The 25001-nt window shown below is 64.1% G+C and carries 15 protein-coding genes; 12 read left to right on the forward strand and 3 right to left on the reverse strand.

Going from position 1 to position 25001, the window contains the following annotated elements; genetic code table 11:
* The first annotated feature begins 30 nt into the window (after window positions 1-30).
* The 6 genes from BSTEL_RS10625 to BSTEL_RS10655 all read left to right on the forward strand — a co-directional run bounded on the left by BSTEL_RS10625 (window position 31) and on the right by BSTEL_RS10655 (window position 11285).
* A complete protein-coding gene (locus tag BSTEL_RS10625; RefSeq protein WP_084686285.1) occupies window positions 31-996 on the forward strand; it encodes a carbohydrate ABC transporter permease in 966 nt (321 codons plus the stop codon).
* Complete coding sequence (locus tag BSTEL_RS10630; protein ID WP_034530278.1) at window positions 993-1826, forward strand: carbohydrate ABC transporter permease; 834 nt, start codon at window positions 993-995, stop codon at window positions 1824-1826. The genes BSTEL_RS10625 and BSTEL_RS10630 overlap by 4 nt, the downstream gene beginning before the upstream one ends.
* 390 nt (window positions 1827-2216) lie before the next feature.
* Complete coding sequence (locus BSTEL_RS10635; protein ID WP_162179002.1) at window positions 2217-5156, forward strand: beta-galactosidase; 2940 nt, start codon at window positions 2217-2219, stop codon at window positions 5154-5156.
* Between the two features lie 97 nt (window positions 5157-5253).
* Complete coding sequence (locus BSTEL_RS10640; RefSeq protein WP_202962089.1) at window positions 5254-6657, forward strand: glycoside hydrolase family protein; 1404 nt, start codon at window positions 5254-5256, stop codon at window positions 6655-6657.
* Window positions 6658-6894: 237 nt separating this feature from the next.
* Window positions 6895-10425 (forward strand): DUF5011 domain-containing protein, encoded by a 3531-nt coding sequence (locus BSTEL_RS12820; RefSeq protein WP_238567703.1) that lies wholly within the window; start codon window positions 6895-6897, stop codon window positions 10423-10425.
* Window positions 10426-10679: 254 nt separating this feature from the next.
* A complete protein-coding gene (locus BSTEL_RS10655; RefSeq protein WP_034530283.1) occupies window positions 10680-11285 on the forward strand; it encodes a DUF624 domain-containing protein in 606 nt (201 codons plus the stop codon).
* 161 nt (window positions 11286-11446) lie between these two features.
* On the opposite strand, the gene malQ is transcribed toward BSTEL_RS10655, so the two are convergent.
* Window positions 11447-13708 carry a 4-alpha-glucanotransferase gene (malQ, locus tag BSTEL_RS10660; protein WP_034530305.1) on the reverse strand — a complete coding sequence of 754 codons (2262 nt, stop codon included), beginning with the start codon at window positions 13706-13708 and terminating at the stop codon, window positions 11447-11449.
* Window positions 13709-13950: 242 nt separating this feature from the next.
* Window positions 13951-15927: an alpha-amylase family glycosyl hydrolase gene (locus BSTEL_RS10665; RefSeq protein ID WP_084686286.1), complete on the reverse strand. Its 1977-nt coding sequence runs from the start codon at window positions 15925-15927 to the stop codon at window positions 13951-13953.
* A 254-nt stretch (window positions 15928-16181) separates the two neighbouring features.
* On the opposite strand from BSTEL_RS10665, the gene BSTEL_RS10670 reads away from it, so the two are divergent.
* The 6 genes from BSTEL_RS10670 (at window position 16182) to BSTEL_RS10695 (ending at window position 23701) form a co-directional block, all read left to right on the forward strand.
* Complete coding sequence (locus BSTEL_RS10670; protein WP_034530284.1) at window positions 16182-17417, forward strand: extracellular solute-binding protein; 1236 nt, start codon at window positions 16182-16184, stop codon at window positions 17415-17417.
* Between the two features lie 178 nt (window positions 17418-17595).
* Window positions 17596-18969, forward strand: coding sequence for a carbohydrate ABC transporter permease (locus BSTEL_RS10675; RefSeq protein ID WP_156963300.1), 1374 nt, complete (start codon window positions 17596-17598; stop codon window positions 18967-18969).
* Window positions 18970-19013: 44 nt separating this feature from the next.
* Complete coding sequence (locus BSTEL_RS10680; protein ID WP_034530308.1) at window positions 19014-19895, forward strand: sugar ABC transporter permease; 882 nt, start codon at window positions 19014-19016, stop codon at window positions 19893-19895.
* A 17-nt stretch (window positions 19896-19912) separates the two neighbouring features.
* Window positions 19913-22045 carry a type I pullulanase gene (pulA, locus tag BSTEL_RS10685; RefSeq protein ID WP_034530286.1) on the forward strand — a complete coding sequence of 711 codons (2133 nt, stop codon included), beginning with the start codon at window positions 19913-19915 and terminating at the stop codon, window positions 22043-22045.
* Window positions 22038-22865, forward strand: a complete 828-nt coding sequence (locus tag BSTEL_RS10690) for an HAD family hydrolase (RefSeq protein ID WP_034530287.1) — start codon at window positions 22038-22040, stop codon at window positions 22863-22865. The genes pulA and BSTEL_RS10690 overlap by 8 nt, the downstream gene beginning before the upstream one ends.
* 65 nt (window positions 22866-22930) lie before the next feature.
* Window positions 22931-23701, forward strand: coding sequence for a TraX family protein (locus BSTEL_RS10695; RefSeq protein ID WP_034530288.1), 771 nt, complete (start codon window positions 22931-22933; stop codon window positions 23699-23701).
* A 24-nt stretch (window positions 23702-23725) separates the two neighbouring features.
* Here BSTEL_RS10695 and BSTEL_RS10700 read toward each other — a convergent pair whose 3' ends face one another.
* Window positions 23726-24751 (reverse strand): LacI family DNA-binding transcriptional regulator, encoded by a 1026-nt coding sequence (locus BSTEL_RS10700; protein ID WP_034530289.1) that lies wholly within the window; start codon window positions 24749-24751, stop codon window positions 23726-23728.
* Window positions 24752-25001 lie beyond the last annotated feature (250 nt).

Genomic DNA, 25001 nt, shown 5'->3' on the forward strand with positions numbered 1-25001 from the left:
CTTTGAAATCCCCAGAAAGGCAACGCTGACATGTCTCGTCATGACCAGTCGCAGGAAGTGCCTGCCGGTGCACCATCGGCTGGCGCGCCCGATGCCAAAACCCCTTGGTACAAAACCGGCAAATTCGCGGAATCCGCAGCGTCCACAGGATTCCTGTTCCCCATCATCGTGGTCTTCCTCGTGCTCTCCGCGGTACCGCTGGTACAGACCATCTACTACTCGTTCACCGATTTCAACGGTTTCCAGGCGCACCCGAACTTCGTAGGCCTGCAAAACTATCAGAAGGTGTTCACCGATCCCTCCCTGCTGGTCGGCCTCGGATTCACCGTGCTGTTCGCAGTGCTCACCACGTTGATCACCACCGTGCTGGCCATCCCGCTGGCAGTGGCGCTCAACTCCAAGTTCTATGGACGTTCGTTCGCCCGCTCCCTGTTCTTCTTCCTTGGTGTGCCTTCGCTGATCGTCCTCGGTCTGGTGTGGCAGTACATCCTCTCCCCGCTCAAGACCGGTGCATTGAACTCGGTGCTGATCTCCATGGGCCTCAAATCGGTGCCATGGCTTTCGGATAGCAACCTCGCACGCGGCGCCGTGATCTTCGTGGCCATCTGGGCCGCCGTCGGCTGGCATGCGACCCTGTATCTGGCCTATCTGCAGGCCGTGCCGAAGGATCTGTACGAACAGGCGTCCGTCGACGGAGCCAACGGGTTCCAGCAGTTCATCCACATCACCCTGCCGCAGCTGGTCCCCGGCATCGTGGTTTCCACGTTCCTGCTCATCACCAACGGTCTGAAGGTCTACGACCTGCCCTTCGGCATGACCAAAGGCGGCCCCGGATACGCCACCAACACCATCACGCAGGCCATCATCGTCCAAGGTATTTCGCAATCCCAATACGGTCTGGGCTCGGCGCTTGCCGTGCTGTTCACGATTGCCTGCATGATCGTCGTGCTCGGCCAGCAGCTCCTCACCGGCATCATCACTAGGAGGTTCGCATGACACCGTCGCAACGTGCACAGGTCGGCAAGATCGTCCGCACCGTGCTTATCAATGGCCTGGCCATCATCATGGCCATCCCGCTCTACTACATCGTCATCAACACCTTCAAAACCACGCTCGACATGGCCAAGTCCCCGTTCGGACTGCCCGAGCACTGGTCTCTGCAGCATTACGTCGACGTGTTCGGCACCCTGCCCATCGTGCAGAGCTTCATCAACTCGATCATCGTCACTGTGTTCGCCGTGTTCTTCGAGGTGATGATCGGGGCGCTCGCCGCTTACGGCATGATCCTGCGCAACAGCAAGTTCACGGCGGCCGTCGGCGCCGTGCTGATGATCGCCTTCTGCATCCCCGTGCAGGCAACGCTGATCCCGCTGTACAAGATGGAAGCGTCGGTCGGCCTCGTGGACTCCCTCCTCGGTTTGATCATCCTGTACCTCGCCAACTCGATCTTCTGCTACATGCTGACCGTCGGCTACATGCGCAAGCTGCCGATGGAGGTCCTCGAGGCGGCCCGCATCGACGGCGCCGGTCCGTTCCGCATCTTCCGTGTGATCGTCTTGCCGATGATCACGCCGATCCTGGCCACCGTGGTCGTGTTCCAGACGCTGTCCACGTGGAACGACTTCATGCTGCCGAACATCTTCCTGACCTCGACCGATCTGCGTACAGTGATCCTGCAGGTGTACAACGCGATGGGCCAGTTCACCACCGATTGGCCGGCGTTCATGACCATCACCGTCATCGCCTTGGTTCCGGTCGTCATCTTCTTCATCTTCTGCCAGCGTTGGATCGTCTCCGGCCTCGTCGCCGGCTCGGTCAAGGGCTGATCGGTTTTGCGGGAGAAGTCGAATGCTTCTCCCGCATCGTTGTTTTTGGGCATACGTGAACGCATGTGTGCCCAAAAGCGGCAGATGCAACAGCGCACATGTCTGTGTGAGAGAGGGGGTGGGTTGGTGCGCGGAAGGATTCGGAACGCCATTGCGTTTGTTGAATCCTGATCTGCGCGGCCCGGTTTGCGATTCGCGGCGCTTGCGGGTGACCAACGACAGAACGTGAACAACAATGCAAACGCGAAGAAGCGTTGCGTACACGCGAAGAAGCACTATTCAATATCAATACTCGATAACGAGTGGGGGAGAGTTATGACCTTACATTTCACCTCGCAAGGATGGCGTAAGGCGGTGGCCATAGCCGCATCCGCAGCCACGATGGTTTCCATGTTCGCAGTAGGCGCCAGCGCGGCCACTGCCGCGGAGTCGGCCGACAAAGTAGTGGTGTCCCAGGTGGCCAACCAGGATGGCAAGGGATATCTGGAAGTGGACGGCAAGCCGTTCTTCATGCACGGCGTGCAGTTCTTCGGCGAATGGCAGATCTACGGCAGTGATGCGGCGCCGATCCCGACTGATCAGAAGAATCCGATTCTGCCTCAGGACTGGTTGGAAAACGGTTTCGAGAAAACCAAGGCCGCAGGCTTCGACACAATCCAGATCGAATTGGCATGGAACCAGATTCAGCCAACCTCCGAAGGCCAATATGACTGGACGCTGCTCGACAAGTACGTTCAGTGGGCCAAGAAATACGATCTGAAGATCGATGTGGTCTGGTGGGGACTCAATGGATGCGGCGGCGGTATCCGCGAGAACACGGTGCATGGTTACATGGCCGACATCCCGGATTATCTCGAAGCGGACAAGTACTGGGGCTTCAAGAACAACGGTGGCGAGAATGAGGTGCCGTACCTGCCCAACGATTCCGACCCGACCCGCGCAGCCGATGCCGACTACCTGTTCGGCGAGGAGCGCAAGGCCGTGACCGCCATGTTCAACCATCTCGCCAAAGTGGACACCACCCATCAGACCATCCTGTTCCAGATTTGGAACGAGCTGAACTGGAACGGTTGGAAGGACGGCCACAACAAGACGCAGAAGGACGAATGGCTGCGACTGGCCGATGAACTCGGCAAGGCCGTCAAGGACTCCGACTACCAGGTTGCCACGCGTCTGAACTATCGCGGCAATTCCATTGACTCTCGTTCCGTGCTCGACAAGTACGAGAACATTGATTTCTCCGGTCCGGACGCCTACACCACGAGCGTGTCGTCCATGGCGAACATCGTCAAGGACACCGCGGCCAAGTCCGATATCGCCTACATTCCGGAAACGTTCAGTGGCAAGAGCAACCCCACTGAGATCACCGCCACGATTCTGGCCAACGGTGGATTTGTCGACTTCTGGCAGCTGAACGAATCGTGGGCCAGCAAGGACTATGCGTTGTACGGCGTGCCTGACGACGGATACGCCAAGTACACCGATTGGAAGCTCGGAACCATCCCCACCATGCCTGAACCGGCACAGAAGCTGGCGCGATTCAACAACTCCATCAACAAGATGGGTGAGGAAATCGCGGTGGCGTTGCCGGAGAACATGGCTGCGTTCAATGCCGATACCGATAACGCAGTCAAGGGTTATCAGGGTACGAAGACCATTGCCGGCAAGGATGTCACCTTCTCCAGCGGTGCGGATTCCGATGCCGTCGGTTTCGCGCTGCGAGACGCTGACACCGGTGCGTTCCTGCTGGCATCCAACTCCACTGGTGCCTCGACGTTCAACCTCGGTGCCGGTGCCGTGGCATCCGTCGGGTCGTTCGATGACGACGGCAACTGGACCGGCGAACCCCGTGAGGTGGCGGCCGACGGCACGATTTCCATCGGTGAGGGCGAACTCATCCGCGTGATCGACACTTCGGCGCTGTCTGGGGCGCTGGACGCCGGAAAGTCGCTCAAGGAAGCCGATTACACGCCTGAATCATGGAAGACGTACGCTCAGGAGCGCAAGGACGCCGAACAGGTCCTAGCCGACCCGAACGCAACCCAGAACCAGCTGAACGACGCTGCCAAGGCGCTCTCCGCTGCCCAGGACGCGCTCGTGCCGTCCGGCAAGCTGACGGTCGTCGACCCCGCCTCCCTGACGGTCATCGCCGGCACCGCCGGCGACGCCATCCAAGGCAATGCCCCCAAGCAGGTGAACGTGCGCGCCAAAGCCTCGAACCCGGTGCGCAAGGACGTGACATGGAATTGGCAGAACGTCGATACGTCGCCGCTGGCGAACGCAGGCGGGCGAGTCTCGGTTCCGGGTACCGTCGCCCTTGACGATGGCACCACGCTGGACGCGACGCTCACCGTGTACGCCACGGCTGAGCACGAGACGAACATCGCCGGCTCCTATAAGAACATCTGGGACGACGGCCACGACAGCACCGACGTCGGGGCCACGTTCGACGGCAATACGACGAACAAGGGCTACACCACCTGGAAGTCGAGCGGCTACTCGAACTTCTCCCTGCGCCCCGACTACGCCGACGCGCACAATATCTCCAAGGTGAAGGTCTACTTCTACAAGGACGGCGGCAGGGCCTCGTGGTCCAAGAACGTGTCGGTCAACGTATGGAGCGTGACGGACAACGCCTGGGTGCCGTTCGGCACGACCGTGGACCTTTCGTCCTACACGCAGGACGGTGACGCCCCGGTGGCCGAGTTCACCGTGGACAAGCCCATCGAGGCCAAGGGGGTCGAAATCCACGGAGACGCCGACAGCTATGTGTCCCTCTCCGAAGTCGAGATCTACGCGAAGGACGGCACTGCGCTGCCAGCGTCTGACGCCTCCCTGGCCGACCTGCGAGTTGACGGTTCCAGCGTCGAAGGTTTCGACGCCGACAAGACCGGCTACGACGTGACCATCGCCCATGACGCCGAGTACCCGCTGGTGCAGGGACTCTCGCGCGACACCGCTGCCAAGGTGACGATCGATCAGGCGTCCGAGGCGAACGGCGGCAAGGCCACGGTCGTCGTGACCCCGGCCGACGGCAACGCCGAGGCGGCGAAGACCTACGCCGTGACGTTCGCCAGGGCGTCGAAGCCGGGCAACGGCGGCGACCCGACCGGTCCGACGGACCCGTCCAACCCGTCCAACCCGTCGAACCCGTCGAACCCTGACGGCAACGGCGGAAAGAACGGTGGCGCCGACCAGAACGCCGACGGCAAGAAGCGCGATGAGCTGTCGAGGACCGGCAGCGCCATCGCCATGGCGGCCGCGGCCATGATGGTCGCAGCAACGGCGGGCGTCGCCGCCCTCATGATCCGGCGCCGTTCCGGCAGGTGACGGATAGCACCGTCCACGAACGGCAACACCGGTGATGCGGCAGGGAATGACTCCGACTTGCCAATCCCTGCCGCATCTTTCTTCACAATCGGGCTTCGTGTCATACGGCGCGTCCGCCTCTGTGCCGGGTACGTCCTGTGTGCGCGATGCCGATGCACAGATAATACGTATGACGTGCCAACGAAACGGAAAGGAACCATCCTTCATGAGCTCTTCATATTCCCCGTCCCTCATCGTCAGCGGCGTCCCGTGGTTCGACGATCAAGGACGCACGGTCAACGCGCACGGCGGCTGCATCGTCGAGGACGACGGCGTCTACTATCTGTTCGGCGAATACAAGACCGATGACGAAAACCACTTCGCCGGATTCTCCTGCTACTCGTCGGTCAATCTGGTCGACTGGACCTTCAAGCGTCTTGTGCTGCGGCAGCAGGCCGACGGCCTGATGGGGCCGGGACGCATCGGAGAACGCGTGAAGGTCGTCAAATCACCGTCGACCGGCAAATACGTGATGTACATGCATTCGGACGACCTCGAATACCGCGATCCGCACATCTGCTACGCGGTGAGCGACACCATCGACGGCGAGTATGAATTCGTGGGCCCCGTCACCTATCAGGGCGAGCCGATCCACCGCTGGGATCTCGGCGTGTTTCAGGATGATGACGGTTCGGCGTACCTGCTGGTGCATGAAGGCGACATCTACCGCATGTCCGACGACAGGACGTACGCCGAGGAGAAGATCGCCGACGAGATCGCCCTCGGCGGCGAGGCGCCGACGGTCGCCCATATCGGGGGGCGCTACTACATGCTGTTCTCCAATAAGACCTCGTGGGACTGCAATGAGAACTACTGCCTTTCGGCACCATCGATGCACGGGCCTTGGTCCTATCAGGGCCTGTTCGCGCCCGAAGGCACGCAAACCTGCAATTCTCAGTCGTTGTTTGTGCTGAATGTGTCTGCGGCGGAACGTGTGGTGCCGATGTTCATGGGCGATCGCTGGTCGTATCCGCATCAGGCATCCGCCGCCACTTATGTTTGGCAGCCGCTGACCGTAGATGATCGCGGGCGATTGCGTATCGCCGAGTATTGGCCCTCATGGAATCCTCGAACCGGGCTGCCCGAGCAACTGGCGGGCGAGCGCATCCCGCTGGGCTTCCGGTCGAATGCGGCGGGGGATGAACTCAGCGTGCCGTTCCATGGAAGCCGGATTGCGCTCGAGGGGCGCGCCGACCCGTGGGGTTCGTATGCGCGCATCTCCATAGACCGGATTGCGGACGATGGAAAGCGTACGACGGTCGCAGATCCGATCTACGTGAGCTTCTATGCGAAATCGCCGGATACCGCCTACCGGTATGTGTCTCCGCGGCTTCCCGAAGGCGACTATGTGCTTCGCGTGCAAGTGACCGGCGAGATTCCGCAGTGGGATGACAAAACCGGCCAGCGCTACGGCTCGGTCGGCGCGTTCGTGGATGTCTCCGCGGCCATCGTTATGCCGTGACGGACAGCGGGCTTTTGGAAAAGCGTAGTGAAAGGAGATACAAGGCAAGAGATACACGAGTCAACAGACGGCATGCGACATTCCGTGAAAGGGGATTCGTAGATATGAAACAGCATGCAACAGTCAGGAACATCAGAGAGTAAGGAGCAATGGAGATTATGAAACGGCACACAACATTCGGGGCCAAAACCGTGGCCCTGTGCGTCGCGGCGTGCATGACGCTGACGGCATTCGCCGGTGCCCAGACGGCAACTGCCGCAGAACCCAATGGAGGGGGCTTCGGCGCAGACGGTACAGGCCTCCGGCAAGAAAGTCGTTTCCAAAGTAGTCAAGAACAACGGGGGTAAAGGCTACTTGGAAGTGGACGGCAAGCCGTTCACCATGGTCGGCACGCAGTCGTTCGCCGAATGGCAGACCTTCGGCAACGAGAACGAGATCTACGCCGACCAGAGCAATCGCATCCTGGACCAGGATTGGTTGGAGAACACCTTTGAAAAGGTGAAGATGGCCGGGTTCAACACCATCCAGATCGAGTTCATGTGGAACCAGATCGAAGCGAAGACCCCGGGCAACGGGCACGCCGATGACCCGGCGTATGACTGGACCTTGGTGGACAAATACATCGCATGGGCCAACAAATACGATCTGCGCATCGACTGGGTGTGGTTTGGCCCGCTCGGATGCACCGGCGCAGTGCTGCCGAACGACAAGACCAGCGCGGCCACCGGAGGCGTCACCGAACACGGCTACATGACCAACGTGCCTGAATACCTCTGGGATCAAGGCAAATACTTCGGACGCGGCACCAGCGCCAAGGAGATGTCTCGTCCGTGGATTCCGGTTTCCGACACCGACACGAAGGACCCGAGCTATCCCCACCGCAAGGACGCCGCCTACATGTTCTCTCAGGAGCGCAAGGCCGTGCAGGCGTTGTTCGAGCATCTCGGGCAGGCCGATAAGAACGACCGCACGATCATGTTCCAAATCTGGAACGAGCCGAACTGGCACCCCGATTACAGCAAGAACACGCATCTGGACATCATGCTCGATCTGGCAAACCAGATCGGCAAGGTCATCAAGGAATCCGACTATTCCGTGGCGACCCGTATGAACTACTCGGGAACCTGGCTCAGCGACGATGATGGGGACCCCGATTCGTACGACTACATCGACTTCTATGGTCCGGATTCGTACACCACCAGCGTCGAGACGATGGCGGAGATCGTGCGGGACACCGCTAAGAGGTCCGACCTCGCGTACATTCCGGAGACCTATAGCGGCAACGAGAACATCACGTCGATTCTTTCCACGATTCTCGTCAACGGCGGTTTCGTGGACTTCTGGCAGATCAATGATTCGTGGGCTCAGCCGAAGTACGCGCTGTGGGGCAACCGTGACCCCAACAAGGCCGAGTACAAGGAATGGAAGCTGGGCGTGCAGCCCGAGCCGACCAAGCAGGTGCTGAAGTTGCAAGGGTTCCTTCCCGCACTGCACAAGATGGACCAGCTCGTGGCCGTCGCGTTGCCGGAGAACATGGCCGCGTTCAACAACGAGACCGATGCCCCGCAGCAGTCGTATGCCCAGCAGAAGCGCCTGGGCAGCACGCTGGTGGGATACACCGCTGATGACGCATCCGTGGGCATGGCGGTCTACAACGCCGACGACCACAGCTACAATCTCATCTCCGACACACAGGGCGAAGCGCGCTATCGTCTCGAAGGTCTGAGCCATGTCGAGGTTTCCGAGGGAAGCTACGACGCCAATGGTCAGTGGAAGGAAACGTCCAAGCCCGCAGTGGCCGAGGACGGCAGTTTCACCATCAAGCAGGGCCAGCTGATCCGCGTGGTCAGCAGCGATGAGCCGTTCGATTTCGACCATGCCGTGGACGCCGGTCTGGTCACCGTGAATTCCAACGATAAGCTGCCCGCGACGTTGCCTGTGGACGGCAAGGACACGCCGGTGACGTGGTTCGACTCCGCGAAGAACCACAGCCGTACGGCATGGGAACAGTTCTCCGCGCAGGGGTATGTCACGCAACCGACGGCCGAGGGCAAGCGTCGCGTGGTGAACGCCACGATCAACGTCGTGCCGGATGACCTGGTGTATTTCATCGATTCCGGCAGCTCCGCGGACAAGTCCAATGGCGCGGAATGGAAGTCGGTCGTGGCGGCGGTTCCCGGACTGTCCAACACGCAGGCTCCTGACCGTCAATCATCGGGTGAGAATCAGTGGGGATACGTCGGCACCGTCGGCACGCACGATGGCGATGACAAGTGGGGCAGCGGCCTCTATGCCAATGGCAATGTGCCGTTGCAGTACCGAATCCCTCTGAAGAAGGGCACCTATCGGTTCACCTCCGGCATCAACGAATGGTGGGAGAACCGGTCCGCACGGGAGCAGGTCACCTATACCATCGATGGTGAGACGAAGACGGTTTCCGGCAAGAGTTGGAGCCTGAAGAAGGGCGAACGCGCCACCGGTGACATCGTGGTGACGCTGCCCGAAGACACCACCGTCACCTATGAGGTGATCTCCCAGAACACGAAGGCGCCGAACATCGCATGGCTCGGCGTGTCCTCCACGCCCCGTCCGCTGGGATTGGTGGGTGCAGTCGCCGAACACGGCCAGTTGCCTGACCAAGTCGAGATCGATGGCACCAAGGTCCCGGTGGCATGGAACGACTCCGATGCCGCGCGCAGCGCCTACGCCACCTACACGGCAGTCGGCACCGCGACGATCGGCAGCGGTGCGGATGCCGAGAAGGTCCCGGTGACGGCGGACTTCGAGATCGTTCCCGACGGTCTGGTCTACTACATTGATTCCGGTGCGACGAGCGAACAGTCGAAGCAGTGGAAGCTGGTTAAGGATTCGCAGCCGGAGCTGTTGAACGCCGATGCGCCGGATCGACAGTCCACCGCCGAGGGCCAGTGGGGCTACATCAACACCACCGACAACGGCAAGCCTGATGTTGCGACCTACAACAAGGCGACCAGTGACGACAAGTGGGAAACCGGCCTGTATGCGGCTGACGGTGCGCATTCCGATGCGATTCGGTACCGGCTGCCGTTGAAGAAGGGACGGTACCACTTCACGGCCGGCGTGCGTGAATGGTGGGAGACCCGGTATGTGGGCCCGCAGATCACGTACACCACCGCAGCCGGGGAGGAGAAGACCGTCTCCGCAGACAGCGTCATTACCACCAAGGGAGAGGATTACCTGCTGACGCTTGATGTGGACCTGCCTGAGGACGCGGTCGTGACGTACGCGAACGTCGCGGGCACCGGCGGCAAGAAGCCGCTGATCTCGTGGCTCGGTGTCAGCCAGATTGCGGACAAGACGACGGATACGACTGCCCCGGTGTTCAAGGGTGTGGACGACGTGACCGTGGACTTCGGTGCTGCGTTCGACCCGTTGGCGGGCGTGACCGCTTCCGATGATGTCGACGGTGACGTGACCTCCTCGATCACGGTGGAGGGCGCTGTGGACACCTCGAAGGCCGGCGATTACATGCTGACCTACACGGTGTCCGACAAGGCCGGCAACAAGGCCACCGCCACCCGTAAGGTGACGGTGAAGGCGAAGCCCGCGGTGACGCCGACTCCGGATACGACCAAGCCGGAGACGAAGCCCGAGACCAAGCCGAACGGCAAGAAGCCGGGTGCGGGTCTGTCGAAGACTGGTGCTTCGGTGACGGTCGCGGTGCTGGCCGTCGTGGCGCTGCTTGGCGGGGGTGCCGCGCTGACGGTGCTGCGTCGCCGCAACGCCTGATCCAATCCGGGCTGGTTCCGGTTCGTGCCGTGCCGCGTTCCTGACGCTCTTCAGGTGCGGCGCGGCACTTATGACGAGGATGCCGTCGCTACTCCTTTTGGGGAGCGACGGCATCCTCGCTTCATGCAGTGGCATGGGCGCATGCCTTGCATGCAGATTCATCAGTAAGATGTCTGATAATTCATCAATAGGGCGCGTAATGATGTGATGTCCGCGGCAAAGCGGACGCGCGAGTGATCGACGGAGGTTCGACGATGCGATTCCTGTCACCCGATTCCGGACTCATGCGAGGCCTTGGCGACCTCGTCGACGCGATCTGGATCAACATCCTGATGCTGGTCACCAGCCTGCCGCTGGTCACGATCGGCGCCGCGCTGTCCGCGGGATTCGACACGGCGCGGCGGTCGCTGGCCGGCGAGGGCGGTGGCGTCACCCGCAACTATTTCCGTGCGTTCCGTGCGAACCTTGTCAAGGCGACCGCCCTGTGGCTGCCGTTCCTCGTCATCGGCGCCGGAGTCGCCTACTCGTGGATCGTGCTGCGGATCACGCCGCTGCTCGTGCCGAAGTTCGGCCTGACCGTGCTTTGGGTCATCGGCTTCGAATGGGCGTTCGCGCTGCAGTCGCGATTCGAGAACCCGGTCGGCCGGACCTTCGCCAACGCGTACGTGTTCGGTGTGACCCGATTCGGCTACACGCTGTCGATGGTCGCGATCGACGCGGTGTGGATCGCCCTGCTCGTCGCCTGCTGGTTCTACCTGCCGCAGGGGCTGTTCCTGCTCGTCGTGATGGGGTACGGCACGGCGACGATGCTGCACGTGCCGGTGTTCGAGCGGGCGATGAAGGTGTATCTCTCTAGATGAATGACTACCCCTCAGACCCGCTTCACGGGCCAGCTCGTCCCGCAACTGCGGACGCGCTGCGCGCGCAGCTGACTGGCCCGCATGTCGGCTCGCACGTTGCCTACAAACAGCATTGCTGTTTGTTTTCACGGCAACGTCCTGACAAGGGGAGCCGAGATGGGCTAGTTGTTCATCACCTTGGCCAGCGAGAGCACGCGCGGATCGGCGAACACCTCGTCCGTGTGCACCACCCGCCCCGAGGCGTCCTGCAGCGGGATGCGCCAGTTCGGATACTGGTCCGAGGTGCCCGGCTGGTTCACCGAGGCATGCTGCCCGGTGCCGTCGACCAGCGCCGCCTGACGCAGCACCGAGGGCGTGGCGGTCAGCATCGCGTGCATCGCCTCGACGATCTCCTGCTCATGGCCCGGCACGTCCGCGGCGGCCTCGGCGCTGAGCCGGCCGTCCTCGACCAGACGATCCAGCATCGCCTGACGTTCCGCGCGCGCTGAGGCGGCGAACACCTCTGCCGGTTCGGACAGCAGGTGCAGGCGTTCGCGCAGCTGGACGTGCTCGAACTCCAGATAGCCAGCGGTCGGCGGCAGATCGTGCGTCGTGACCGACGCCAGCGCCTGACGGCGGTAGTCGGTCGGCGGCTTGTACGGGTCGCCCGCGTTCGGCGAATCGTCGACGCGCGCGAACCACTCCACATCGGTGCCGAGCACGCCGCGATCGGCCAGGATGCGACGCACGTAATCAGGCACCGTGCCTAGATCCTCGCCGATGACCATGCCGTTCGCGCGCGTCGCCTCGACGGCAAGCACCGCCAGCATCGCCTCGTGGTCGTACGTCACGTATGCGCCGCCCCGAGCGCCCTTGCCGCGTGGGATCCACCACAGACGGAACAGGCCGAGGATGTGGTCGATGCGCACCGCGCCTGCATGCGCGAACATCGCATGCACCATCTCCCGGTACACGCGGTAGCCGCTCTCCTCCAGATACCGCGGATGGAACGGCGGTTGACCCCAATCCTGCCCCTGCTGGTTGTAGAAATCGGGAGGGCATCCCACGGTGACGCCGCGTCCCGCGAACCGCTCGGGATTCCACCAGGCGTCCACGCCCAGCGCGTGCACGCCCACCGCCATGTCCAGCATGAGGCCCATCGCCATGCCGGACCGCTTGGCGGCCTGCTGCGCGGCGGTCAGCTGTTCGTCGGCGATCCATTGCAGCCAGCGGTTGAACTCGAACAAATAGTGATGCTCGTTCACGAGCGCCTTGACCTCGGGTGAGTCGCGATCGGTGCGCCAGAACCAGGAATCGGGCTCCCACGGCGCGCCCCATACCTCGAACGCCACGCACCATGCGGCGAACGCGTCGAGGTCCGGACCGGCGTGACGCTTGAACTCCCCGAACGCGCGATCGCGCTCCGGCGTGCGCGGCGCGTCGAAGATCAGACGCAGCGCCTCGCGCTTCGCGGACCACGAGGCGTTGAGGTCCAACGGATTCGGGTCGTCGTTGCGGTCGGCGACCCGCGCGTGCAGGGCGTCGACGCGGCTGCGATCGGCGGGGGCGAGGTCGGCGTACTCCGGCACGTCCTGCGGGCGGATGTACGTGACGTTGAGGAATCGGCGCGATTCCGGCAGGTACGGCGACGGCTCGAGCGGCGGGATCGGCGCGCCCGCGTGCACCGGGTTGATGAGCATGAAGTCGGCGCCGGATTTCGCGGCGGCGTCGGCGGCGAGGCGCTTCAGGTCGCCGTAATCGCCCACGCCCCACGAGTCGCGCGAGCGGACCGAGTACAGCTGCGTCATCCAGCCCCAGCGCTGGCGGGTCCGGACCGCCTCGGGCAGGGCGATGCGCCTCGGGGCGACGATGAGCGTGGCGTCGGCGGTCTGCCCGGCCATCTCGACGTGCAGGGTGTGGTAGCCGATCGGCAGGTCGGTCGGCAGCGTCAGGATGCGGTCGCCGCTGTTGAAATCGGGCAGGATGTCGGCCGGGTCGCTGTGGAGTTCGATGCCGTCCTCGAGGGTGATGGTGACGGTCGGCTCCTCGTCGGTGTCCGGGACGGTGTCGGCGGTTTCCGGGCAATGCAGGCGGATGGTGGTGGGGCTGAGCGTGGGGGCGCCTGAGTCACCGTCCGAGTCGCCGTCCGGCCCGTCGACCATGACGACGATGGTCGACGATGGGAGCAAACGTTTGCTGTTTTCCTCCTCTATTGCCGCCTCTGACCGCGCGATCGCCTCGTCCGACGTGGCGTCGACGCCAAGCGCGCCGAGCACGTTGACGAGCACGTCATCGTCGATCTCGACGTAGGTGCCGAGCTGGTCGATGTACGAGGTGGCCACCCCGCTCGCCTTCGCGAGCCGGATCAGCGGGCGGGCCAGCCGCTCGGCGCTTTCGGTGCGCTGGTTGCCTGTCGATTCCTTGCGGTTGGCGGTGCCGACCATGGTCTGCGTGTCGTCGGCCGGCGGGGTCGCTGGGTTGATGATCGTCTGTTCGCTCATTGGACATGCTCCTTTGGGTGCGGCCCCGGACGCGCTGCGTCGCGCGTCGGCCGTCGTGCCGCTACTGCGCGACACGACGGCATCCGGGTGTGGATTGCTGCTGTTGCATACGACCATACCGCGTATTGACATCGTTTGCAATACGGTGGGTGTGGCACGGGCGAAGGCACGGGGTGCGCAAACAGTTAGCGCAGGATCGCGAAGGATTGGGGAGGTAGAACCAGCTCGGTCGCCTCGATCGTCGGCTCGCCAACCGCCAGTTGGATGATGCGGGTGCGGTCAGAGTCGTCGAGATGCAGGCGCAACATGTCCCGACCGGGGTTCATCGCCACGATGACCGAGTCGGAGGAGTCTTTCGCCGTGCGGCGATAGGCGAAGAGGCGCCCATCGCCGGCAAGCACCTCGAAACCGGCGTCGGAGGTCAGGGCCGGCGTGGCGTGGCGGAACCGCAGCACGGCCTGCATCCAATGCCACAGCGAATCCGGATCGGCCATGGCGCCGGCGGCCGTCACAGATGCCATGTCCGTTTCGGCAGCGGTCCATGATCCGGCATCTGCATTTGGAATGCCGTCGGCATGTGGTCCGTCGACGTCTTGCGGTTCGTCGGTGGTGCCCGGTGTGGGCGAGCCGCTTTCGACCGGCAGATACAGCAGGTCGGCATCGGCCGTGGAGAACCCCAGGTTCGGCTCGCCCGCGTCCCACTGCATGGGCGTGCGGCTGCCGGTGCGCGTGTAGCCGCCCTCCTTGGTGGGCAGCGGCCGGTAGGGCATGCCCAGTTCGTCGCCGTAGTAGACGAACGGGCAGCCCGGCATCGTCAGCAGCATGCCGTACGCCACCTTGAGCTCGCGCGTGGTGAGCCGCTGGGCGAGACGCAGCGTGTCGTGGTTGCAGGTGATGAGGTCGAACCGGCCGCCCGCGCGCTCGCAGTCGCGCAGCTGCGGCACGTACTGTTCGAGGAACGGCGCGATGGACGCGCCGGAGTCCGCGTTGAAATAGCTGGCGTCGCCTTCGTGGGCGAGCGGCATGTCCGTGTTGCGCAACAGCATGTTATATCCGTTCGGCTCGCCGTTCCAACGCCAATCGAGGTAGAAGTCCATGTCGAATCCGGCCTGCATCGATTCGTGCGGCCGTCCCCATTCGGAGACGAACGCCGCCTGCGGGTATTCGGTGCGGATCTTCGAGAACAGGTACCGCCATGTGCGGATGGTGTATGGTTTGCCGTCGTCGTCATGCTTGACGAGGCTGTCCGCCATGTCCACGCGGAAGCCGTCGGCGCCGCGGGCGAGCCAGAAGCGCATCACGCCGAGCAGCGCCTCGCAGGTGGCGAGGGCGTCCGGTCCGAGCGCCGGCTTCTGCCACGGGTATCTGGGGTGTGCGAAACCGTAGTTGAGCGCCGGCTGGCATTTGAAGAAGTTGAGGATGTAGGTGCCGTCGCGTTCGGTTTCTCCGCCGACGAACGGCAGGCCGTCGCCGCCGGCGATCCACGAGTCGGTCCAGATGTAGCGTTCGGAGACGTGTTCGGTTCCTCCGATTCGCCCGTCTCCGGCCGTCGTGCGGATTCCCGGTTCGCCCGTCGCGGCGCGCTCGCCGGATTCTTCGACTTCGCGGTCGGCGATGATGCGGCCGTCGATGACGCGGTCGGCGGGGTCGGGCCGTGCGCTGGCCTGGAACCAGGCGTGCTCCTCGCTGGTGTGTCCGGGCACGAGGTCGAGCAGCACGTGCATGCCGCGCTCGTGCGCCGCGTGGAACAGGGCGATGAGGTCGCCGTTCGTGCCGTAGCGAGGCGCGACCTTCGTGTAGTCGCGCACGTCATAGCCGGCGTCCTTGAACGGCGAATCGTAGCAGGGATTGATCCACAGCGCGTTGCAGCCGAGACTGCGGATGTAGTCGAGCTTGGCGGTGATGCCGGGGATGTCGCCGATGCCGTCGCCGTTCGAGTCGTTGAACGACTGCGGGTAGACCTCGTAGAAGCAGGCGTCGCCCAGCCATTGCGGCCGGGTAGTGGAGGGCGTGGAACTGGAGTCGATGGTGCTGTCGGCGTCGGTTGCGGTGCCGCTGCTGCCTGGTGTTTGCAGTCCGGCGTGTCGGATCGGGGTGCAAGCCGGCGCCGGCGGCGTGTCGTCGGGGTGGTCCGATTGGGCGTGTCGTGTGTGTTCGGTCATGGCAAACTCCTGTGTTCGTGCGGTTTCGCGCCATTGCGTGGCATGTGCTCCTGCTGTTGCTTCCCATCATATGCCAACGTATGCAAAAACTACGCTACACTTGCAATCAGCGATGTTCCGCAGCGTTGCAAACGAAACATTTTGAATCAGTAGTAACCAAATGTGAACGTATGCAACGCGGTGTTTTCAGAACGCACTGAAAATGTGAACATCCGGAGTTGGACATCAACCCGCATTGAGAAAGGAACGGATCAATGATGATCAACTGGAAGAAGGCCATCGGCCTTGCCGCCGCCACCGCCATGCTGCTGCCGCTCGCCGCCTGCGGTTCCGACAACGCCTCCGAGGGCGACTCCTCGGACAGCGGAGCCATCACGCTGAGCGTGTGGGCCCCGCAGGAGGACCAGGACGGCGACAACTCCTGGCTGAGCCAGGTCGAGAAGGGCTTCGAGAAGGCCCACCCCGAGTACAAGATCACGTGGAAGAACGACGTCGTCTCCGAGGGCGATGCCTCCAAGCAGGTGCAGACCGACCCGTCCGCCGCGGCCGACGTCTACATGTTCGCCTCCGACCAGCTCGGCACGTTCATCAAGCTGGGTGCGATCGGCGAGCTCGGCACCGACGCCGCTAAGCAGATCAAGGAGCAGGACGGCAGCCTCGAAGTCGATTCCGTCACCGGCTCCGACGGCAAGTACTACGGCGTGCCGTACACCGACAACACGTGGTTCATGTACTACAACAAGGCGAAGTTCTCCGACGACGACGTCAAGAGCCTTGACACGATGCTCTCCAAGGGCGTCGTCTCCTTCCCGCTGGCCGACTCCTGGTACCTCGGCGGCTTCTACGACGGCCTGACGCTCTTCGGCGAGAAGGGCAACGACGAGAAGGCCGGCATGGTCTTCCCGAAGGATTCCGCCGACATCACCACGTACCTGGTGAACATGGCCGCCAACCCGAACTTCCACAACAGCGCCGACAACTCCGGCCTGTCCGAGATTCAGGCCGGCACCGCCGACGCGTTCTTCTCCGGCTCCTGGTCCGCCGCCGACATCAAGAAGGCCCTCGGCGACGACATGGGCGTCGCCCAGCTGCCGACCTTCACCGTCAACGGCGAGACCAAGCAGATGAAGTCCTTCGCCGCCACCAAGGCCGCCGCCTACAACCCGAACGCCAAGAACCCGAAGGCCGCCGCGCAGTTCGCCGCTTACCTCGGCTCCACCGAGGCCCAGAAGCTGCACTACACGACCCGCGGCATCATCCCGACCGACAAGTCCCTCGCCTCGCTGACCACCGATGACGCGGTCGCCAAGGCCCAGTCCGACACGATGGCCAACACCGCCATCCTGCAGTCCGGTCTGGCCGGCATGAACGACTGGTGGACCCCGGCCGAGACCTTCGGCAAGGCCATCGTCAACAAGGAGGTCACGGCCGACAACGCCGCCGCCAAGACCGATGCCTGGGTCAAGTCCGTCGGCGCCTACGCCGAGTGATTCCCACGGGGCCGGGCCCTCCCTCCTTCGGGGCCCGGCCCCGTTCCCTCGTCGGCTGACGACAATCGTCGAACAGTCGACCATCGATCATCGATTCACACGTATCAATTCCACACGTAACAACCATGTTGAGAGGCGGTAGGGTGCAATGACTTCGGCAACCCTTTCCCCGCGCGAGATGAAACGCCGTCGCAGGATGGGCGCGGACTACGTGGCACCGTCGCCGTATTCGGTGCGCAACGCGCTGACCCGCGGCGACGTGTTCACGAAATTGTCCGCTCTGGTCTTCGGGCTGGGTAATCTCGTGCGCAAGCAATTCGTCAAGGGCGCGCTGTTCCTCGCCCTGGAGATCGCGTTCATCGTGTTCATGGCCGTCAGCGGCGCCGGCTACCTGTCGAAGCTGCCCGGCCTGGGCGACCAGAAGCAGGGCAAGACGCTCGTCGACGGCTTCTGGGTGTACACCAAGGGCGACAACTCGGTGGTCATCCTCCTGTACGGCGTGTGCACCGTCGTGCTCATCGCCGCGTTCATCGTCCTGTGGGCGGTGTCCGTGCGCAGCGCCTACCGGGCCGAATGTGAGGCCCGCGAGCACGGCCATGCGCCGACCTTCCGCGAGGACCTGCACGATCTGACCGACGGCCGCGCGCATCAGCTGCTCATGTTCCTGCCGACGCTCGGCATCCTCGTGTTCACCGTCCTGCCGCTGATCTTCATGATCTCGATGGCGTTCACCAGCTACGACCACGACCATCTCGTCCTGTTCGACTGGGTGGGCTTCGAGAACTTCGGCAAGGTGTTCTCCAACAGCGGCGGCACCGTCAACGCGGGCCTGTTCGTGTCCGTGCTGGTCTGGACGCTCGTGTGGGCGTTCTTCGCCACGTTCCTCAACTTCTTCCTGGGGCTGTTCTTCGCGATGGTCATCAACCGCAGGACCACCCGGTTCAAGGGGTTCTGGCGCGCTTGCTTCTCGATGTCCATCGCCGTGCCGCAGTTCGTCTCGCTGCTCGTGATGCGCACGATGCTCCAGCCGACCGGCGCCGTCAACCGCCTGCTCATGGAATGGGGGTGGATCGACTCCGCGCTGCCGTTCTTCACGAACGCCACGTGGGCGCGCGTCACCGTCATCATCATCAACCTGTGGGTCGGCATCCCGTACACGATCATGCAGATCACCGGCATCCTGCAGAACATCCCCGCCGACCTGTACGAGGCGGCGCGGCTCGACGGCGCGAACTGGTGGCAGATCTTCACGCAGATCACGATGCCGTACATCATCTTCGTGCTCACCCCGTACCTCATCACCACGTTCACCGGCAACGTGAACAACTTCAACGTGATCTACCTGCTGTCCGGCGGCGACCCGACGCCGATCGGCTCGTCCGCAGGCAAGACCGACCTGCTCATCACGTGGCTGTACAAGCTGACCGTCGACAAGGGCGACTACAACCTCGGCGCGGTCATCGGCATCATGACGTTCATCGTCCTCGCGGTGGTGTCGCTCGTCACCTACCGCAATTCGGGTTCCTACAAGAACGAGGAGGCGTTCCGATGAGCAAGCACAGCGAAACCGCCGTCACGGACGATGCGACCGGCGGCATGGTGAAGGCCGAATCGCACGGCCTCATGCACGATTCGCGCAAGCGCCGCATCCTCGGCGACGTGCTCGCGCACCTGTTCCTCGCCGTCATGGCGGTGATCTGGCTGATCCCGATCGTGTGGGTGTTCGCGGAAAGCTTCAACAAGAACACCGCGCCGTACACGAAGACGTTCTTCCCGACCGAGTTCTCGCTGGACAACTACATCGCGCTGTTCACCGACAAATCGGTGCTCGACTTCCCGAAGATGTTCGCGAACACGTTCATCGTCGCATGCTTCACGTGCGTGATCTCGATCGCGTTCGTGCTGTCCGTCGCGTACTGCATGAGCCGTCTGCGCTTCCGCACGCGCCGCACGTTCATGAACGTGGTGCTCATCCTCGGCATGTTCCCCGGCATCATGGCCGTCTCCGCGATCTACTTCATCCTCAAGGCGATGGGCCTGACCGGCGACGGCATGACGATCCTCGCGCTGATTCTCGTGTATTCGGCCGGCACCGGCGCGGGCTTCTACGTGATGAAAGGCTACATGGACACGATTCCCACCTCGCTCGACGAGGCGGCGCTGCTCGACGGCTGCACCCGCCTGCAGGTGTTCACGAAGATCATCGTCCCGATCTGCAAGCCGATGATCGTCTACCAGGCCATCATCGGATTCCTCACCCCGTGGCTCGACTTCGTCATGGCGAAGGTGATCTGCCGCACGCAGTCGAACTACACGGTGGCGCTCGGACTGTGGCTCATGCTGCAGAAGGAGTACATTCAGAACTGGTACGCCCGCTTCGCCGCGGCCGCCGTCCTGATCTCCATCCCCATCGCCATTCTCTTCATCGTCATGCAGCGCTTCTATCAGGAATCCATGGCGGGGTCGGTGAAAGGCTGAGCGCGAAAGGAACCACCATGGCACAGTACGCAGGCACACCCGCCGAGCCGGCCCCGCCGTGCCCCGATCTGCCGGTGTACGCCGGCGACGATCTGGGCGCGCGTCCGGACGCCGCAGGCACCACGTTCCGCGTGTGGGCGCCGACCGCGTCCGGCGTGACGCTGCGGCTGTTCCGCTACGGTTCGGACGCCGAGTCCGCCGTCGAGGAGCCCGAGACATCCGTCGACAACGACACGATGTCCGCAGGCGACCGTCCCGGCCCGTTCGCCTCGCACGAACTCGCACCCGGCGAGGCCGGTACGTGGGCCGTGCGCTGTGACGGCGTGGGCCACGGCGTCTACTACGACTACGTCGTCCGCTTCCCCGACGGCACGACGAACCGCACCGCCGACCCGTGGGCGCGCGCGGCCGGCGTGAACGGCCGGCGCAGCATGGTCGTCGACCTCGCGCGCACCGACCCGGACGGCTGGGAGTCCGACCGTCGCCCGCACGTCGCCAGCCACGACCTCGTCATCTGGGAGACGCATGTCGGCGACTTCAGCGACGACATGCACAGCGGCGTCCCGTTCGAGCATCGCGGCACGTATCTCGCGTTCACCTACGATGACACGAGCGTCGACGGCGACGGCGAATTCCCCACCTGCGTCGCCTACCTGAAGCATCTCGGCGTGACCGCCGTCCAGCTCATGCCGTTCTACGACTACGGTTCCATCGACGAATCCCTCGCGCACGACGATCCGCGCCACGGGTTCAACTGGGGCTATGATCCGCTCAACTACAACGTGCCTGAAGGCTCCTACAGCACCGACCCGTTCCACGGCGAAGTGCGCATCCGCGAATGCAAGCGCATGATCCAGGCGCTGCACGCCGCCGGCATCAAGGTCATCATGGACGTGGTCTACAACCACATGTTCTCCGCCGACAACTGGTTCGAACGCATGATTCCCGGATACGCGCTGCGCCGCCGCATCGACGGCACGCTCGCCGACGGCTCCGGCTGCGGCAACGACGTCGCCACCGAACATCCGATGATGCGCCGGTATATCGTCGATTCCGTCGCCTACTGGGCGCGCGAATACCATATCGACGGATTCCGCTTCGACCTGATGGGCCTCATCGACGTGGACACGATGAACGCGATCCGCACCGCGCTCGACGAGCTGCCGGGCGGCGCGACGATCCTCATGCACGGCGAACCGTGGGCGGCGCGCGAGACCGCGCTCGACCCGGCCGCCGGCGTCGTCCTCGCCGACAAGCGCGGCCTGCCGTATCTGAGCCCGCGCATCGGCGCGTTCTGCGACACGACGCGCGACGCGGTGCGCGGCCACATCTTCTTCCACAAGGAACCCGGGTACCTGTCCGGCGCGGCCGCCGACTACGCCGACGACATCCGCCATGCGGCCGACGCGTGGCGCGGCACGCCGCACGAGACCGCGTCCGTCGCGCAGGTCATCCAATACGTCTCCGCCCACGACGACCTCACGTTGTGGGACAAGCTGTGCGCCGCGATGCGCCGCCTGCCTGCCGAGGCCGATTACGCGGCGGACGGCGAGGCGTGCGCGGACCTCATGGCCGCGAACCGTCTGGCCGCCGGCATCGTGTTCACCGCCGCCGGCGTGCCGTTCCTGCTGTCCGGCGAGGAGTTCGCCCGCACCAAGCACGGCGACTCCGACTCCTACCGCAGCCCCGCCGCGCTCAACCGGCTCGACTGGCGTCGCGCGCGGCGGCTCGCGCGCCTCGTCGAGCACTATCGCACGCTCATCGCGTTGCGACGCGGTAACCCCGCGTACTTCGGCGGCGCGCGCACGATCGTGCCGCGCGACGACGAGGTGGTCGTGTTCCGCGTCGGCGACGACTGCGTGGCCGTCAACCCGACCGACGACGTGCGCACGCAGCCGACCGTAGCCTTGGAGACGCCCGCCCCGTACGACGAGGTCACGAGAATCGCCCCCGACGACTGGCGGTGCCTCTATTGCGCCGCCGACGGGTTCGCGTCCGGTCCGGCCGCGGCATGCGATTGGGCTGTTCCGTCCGATGCCGAGCGGGCGTCCGACGACGCGGCCGCCCTGCCGCTGCCGTCCGTGGAGGATCGCGAGATGCCGCTGCCCCCGTACAGCATCACCGTGTGGAGGAGAAGACGTCATGCCTGAGCCCGTTCGTGAACGCCGCTATGACACGGTGTTCTTCGACCTGTACGGCACGTTGGTGGACATCCGCACCGACGAGGAGTCGCCGGCCGCGTGGGAGGCGTTGCGCGAGGTGCTGGAGGACCATTCCGGCGTGACGTTCCGTGACGCGGCCGCGCTCAAGGCCTGGTTCGATACGCTGGCCGCGCCGGTGCTGGCACGGGCGGCCGACGCGCGCGGCGGGAACGCCGAGCCCGACCTGCTGCCCGTATATGCGGCGTTGGCGGCGGAGCGGACGGTCGTCGACCCCGCCTCTAGGGGTCCGCGGGCGGTCGCGATGGCCGACGTGGGCGAGCTGGCCAATCTCGGGCCGACGGTGCTGCCGTGGGCCCTGCGGCTGGCGTGGACGTTCCGGCGCGCCAGCACCAACCTGCTGCGTCTCTACCCGGGCGCCGCGGCCATGCTCACGCGGCTGCGCGAGGCGGGCCTCACGGTGGTGCTCGTCAGCAACGCGCAATCGGGCTACACGCGGCCGGAACTGCGCTGGCTGGACTTGGAGCCGCTGTTCGACGGCATCGTCATCTCCAGCGAGGTGGGCGTGCGCAAGCCGTCGCCGGACATCTACCACATCGCGCTGGACGGGGTCCTGGCCGATCCGGGCCGCACGGTGATGGTCGGCAACGACGAGCGCGCGGACATCCTCGGCGCGAAGGGAGCGGGCATCGACGGCGTCTACCTGCGCACCGCGATCTCCCCGCAGGACGATCCGCAGGCCAGCACGCACGCCGTCCTATCCTTGGACGGCCCCGATTATGCTGGGCTCATGGAGTTTCTGGGCGTCTGAGCGCCCTGGGGCGTGTCGGTCGGACGGGCGATGCCGAAAGGGCGTATGAACGCAATGGAGGAACGATGAACGACATCGAAATGGAACGACAGCGCAGGCAGGCCGCGGGCGGCAGGCGCCGCAAGGGCCTATCCGTGTTCCGGCTCAAGGTGGTCGCCGCGGTGTTCATGGCCCTGTCCGTCGCCTCCACCACGCTCGTGCCGCTGCTGGTCGGCCCGCCCACGGCGGACAACATGACCGGCCTGACCGTGGCCGTGGTGTGCGAGGTGGCCTCCTGGTGCGCGGTGCCGATCTACGCGTGGCTGCTGGTGAACGGCCTGAGGCATACGCGCAGCGTGTCCCGCTACGCGCTGCGGCTGCTCGTGCTGGCCGTGGTGTGCGAGGCGCCGTACATGCGGCTCATGACCGGGCACTGGTTCGACATGCGCGCCCACAACCCGGTGTGGGGCCTGCTGGTGACGCTCGTGGTGCTCGTGGCCGCCGACCGGATTGCGGAGCGGTACGCGGGCGCGCCGCGCGTGCTGCTCACCGTGGCGGTGGTCGTTGCCGGCGTGCTGTGGGATCTGCTGCTGCGCGTGGGGGTGAGTCAGCAGGTCATGTACACCGGCGTGCTCACGTTGGCGTTCTCGCTGGTATTCCGCTATCTCGGCGCCCATGAGAACACGATGATGTTCACCGCCGGCCTGCTGGGCGCGGTGATGTGCATCACGCCGGGCGTGGGCGTGGCGTTCCTGCACTACCGCAACGATGAGCCCGGCTGGCGGCACGCGTGGGCGAAGTGGGTGTTCTACGCGCTCTACCCGGCCATGCTTGCGGCCGGTTGCCTGATGCTGTGACCTGCGGCGGCCGTTGATCTGTGGCTAGTCCTCCACCGGGGCGTCGGAGCCTCGCAGCACGAGTTGCGCCTCCACCACCTCGTGCGGCTTGAGCAGCGTCTTGCCGTCGATGAGCTTCAGCGCCTTGGCGGCGGCGGAACGGCCCATCGCGTACGGGTCCTGGCGCATGGTGGTGAGGTTGATGGTGTCCGCGTAGGGGCTGTCGTCGAAGCCGACGATCGAATAGTCGCGCGGGGTTCGGTGCCCGTAGCGTCCGAGCTTGATGACGAGCGGGATGGCCATCATGTCCATCTGGCAGCAGATGGCGTCCGGGAATTCGTTCAGCGCGAGCAGCGCGGAGAGCGCGGAGTCCGCGAACGCCGGGCCGCGCGGCACGGACAGCACCCGCCAGTCGAGGTCCGTGTTGCCTTTGTCCTGCGCGCTTTTGCAGGCGCGGATGAAGCCGCGGCTGCGCGCGTCGATGGAGGAGTCGAGCAGGGCGGCCTCCGAGCATGGGTAGACGATGCGCTTGTGGCCCAGATTGATGAGATGCTGGGCGGCGGTGAACATGCCCTGCTCGTCGTCGATGCTGATGGTCGCGTCGAAGCCGTCCGAGGAGGGCGTGTTGATGCCGATGATGGGCACGTGGATGCGCTTGAGCTGCTCCACCTCGTGCGGGTCGATGGCGAACGAGGCCACGAACACGGCGTCCACGTTGCGCCGGATGGGCAGGTCGCCGAAGAATTCGCGGCGGTTGGCCTCGGTGTCGATGTGCTGGAAGAGGGAGATGTCGTAGCCGGCGGGGTGCATGACCGATTCGATGCCGGCGAAGGTCTGCGTGTTGAACCAGCTGGTGATCTCCTCGTTCATGAGCATGGCCACGCGGTTGGTGCGCCCGGACTTGAGCGCGGTGGCGGAGCGGGAGATGTTGAAGTCGAGCCGGTCGGCCACTTCGAGCACCTTGGCGCGGGTCTTCGCGGAGACGAGCTCCGGGCGGGTGAAGGCGCGGGACACCGTGGAGATGGAGACGCCGGCTTCCTTCGCCACCTCGTGGATGTCTGACTTGGCCATGGTGCTCCTCCTTGCCGTGCGGTGCGTGCGGGTGCGTGGTCGCGTCTGCCGGCGCGTGCGGTTGCGCCGTGTCGTCCCGTCCGTGCCGCCCGTACCTGTGGGCGATGATACTTCGGTGTGTCGTCGGATGACATGACCATCATACGCTGCAAACGTTTGCGAAACGTCGCGGGTCGCCATACCGAGCGTGATGCAGTAAGTACTGCACATTGTTGCAAACGTATGCACTCGATGGGGGTGAATGGAGACG

It is taken from the genome of Bifidobacterium stellenboschense, assembly GCF_000741785.1.
GTDB classification, from domain to species: Bacteria; Actinomycetota; Actinomycetes; order Actinomycetales; family Bifidobacteriaceae; genus Bifidobacterium; species Bifidobacterium stellenboschense.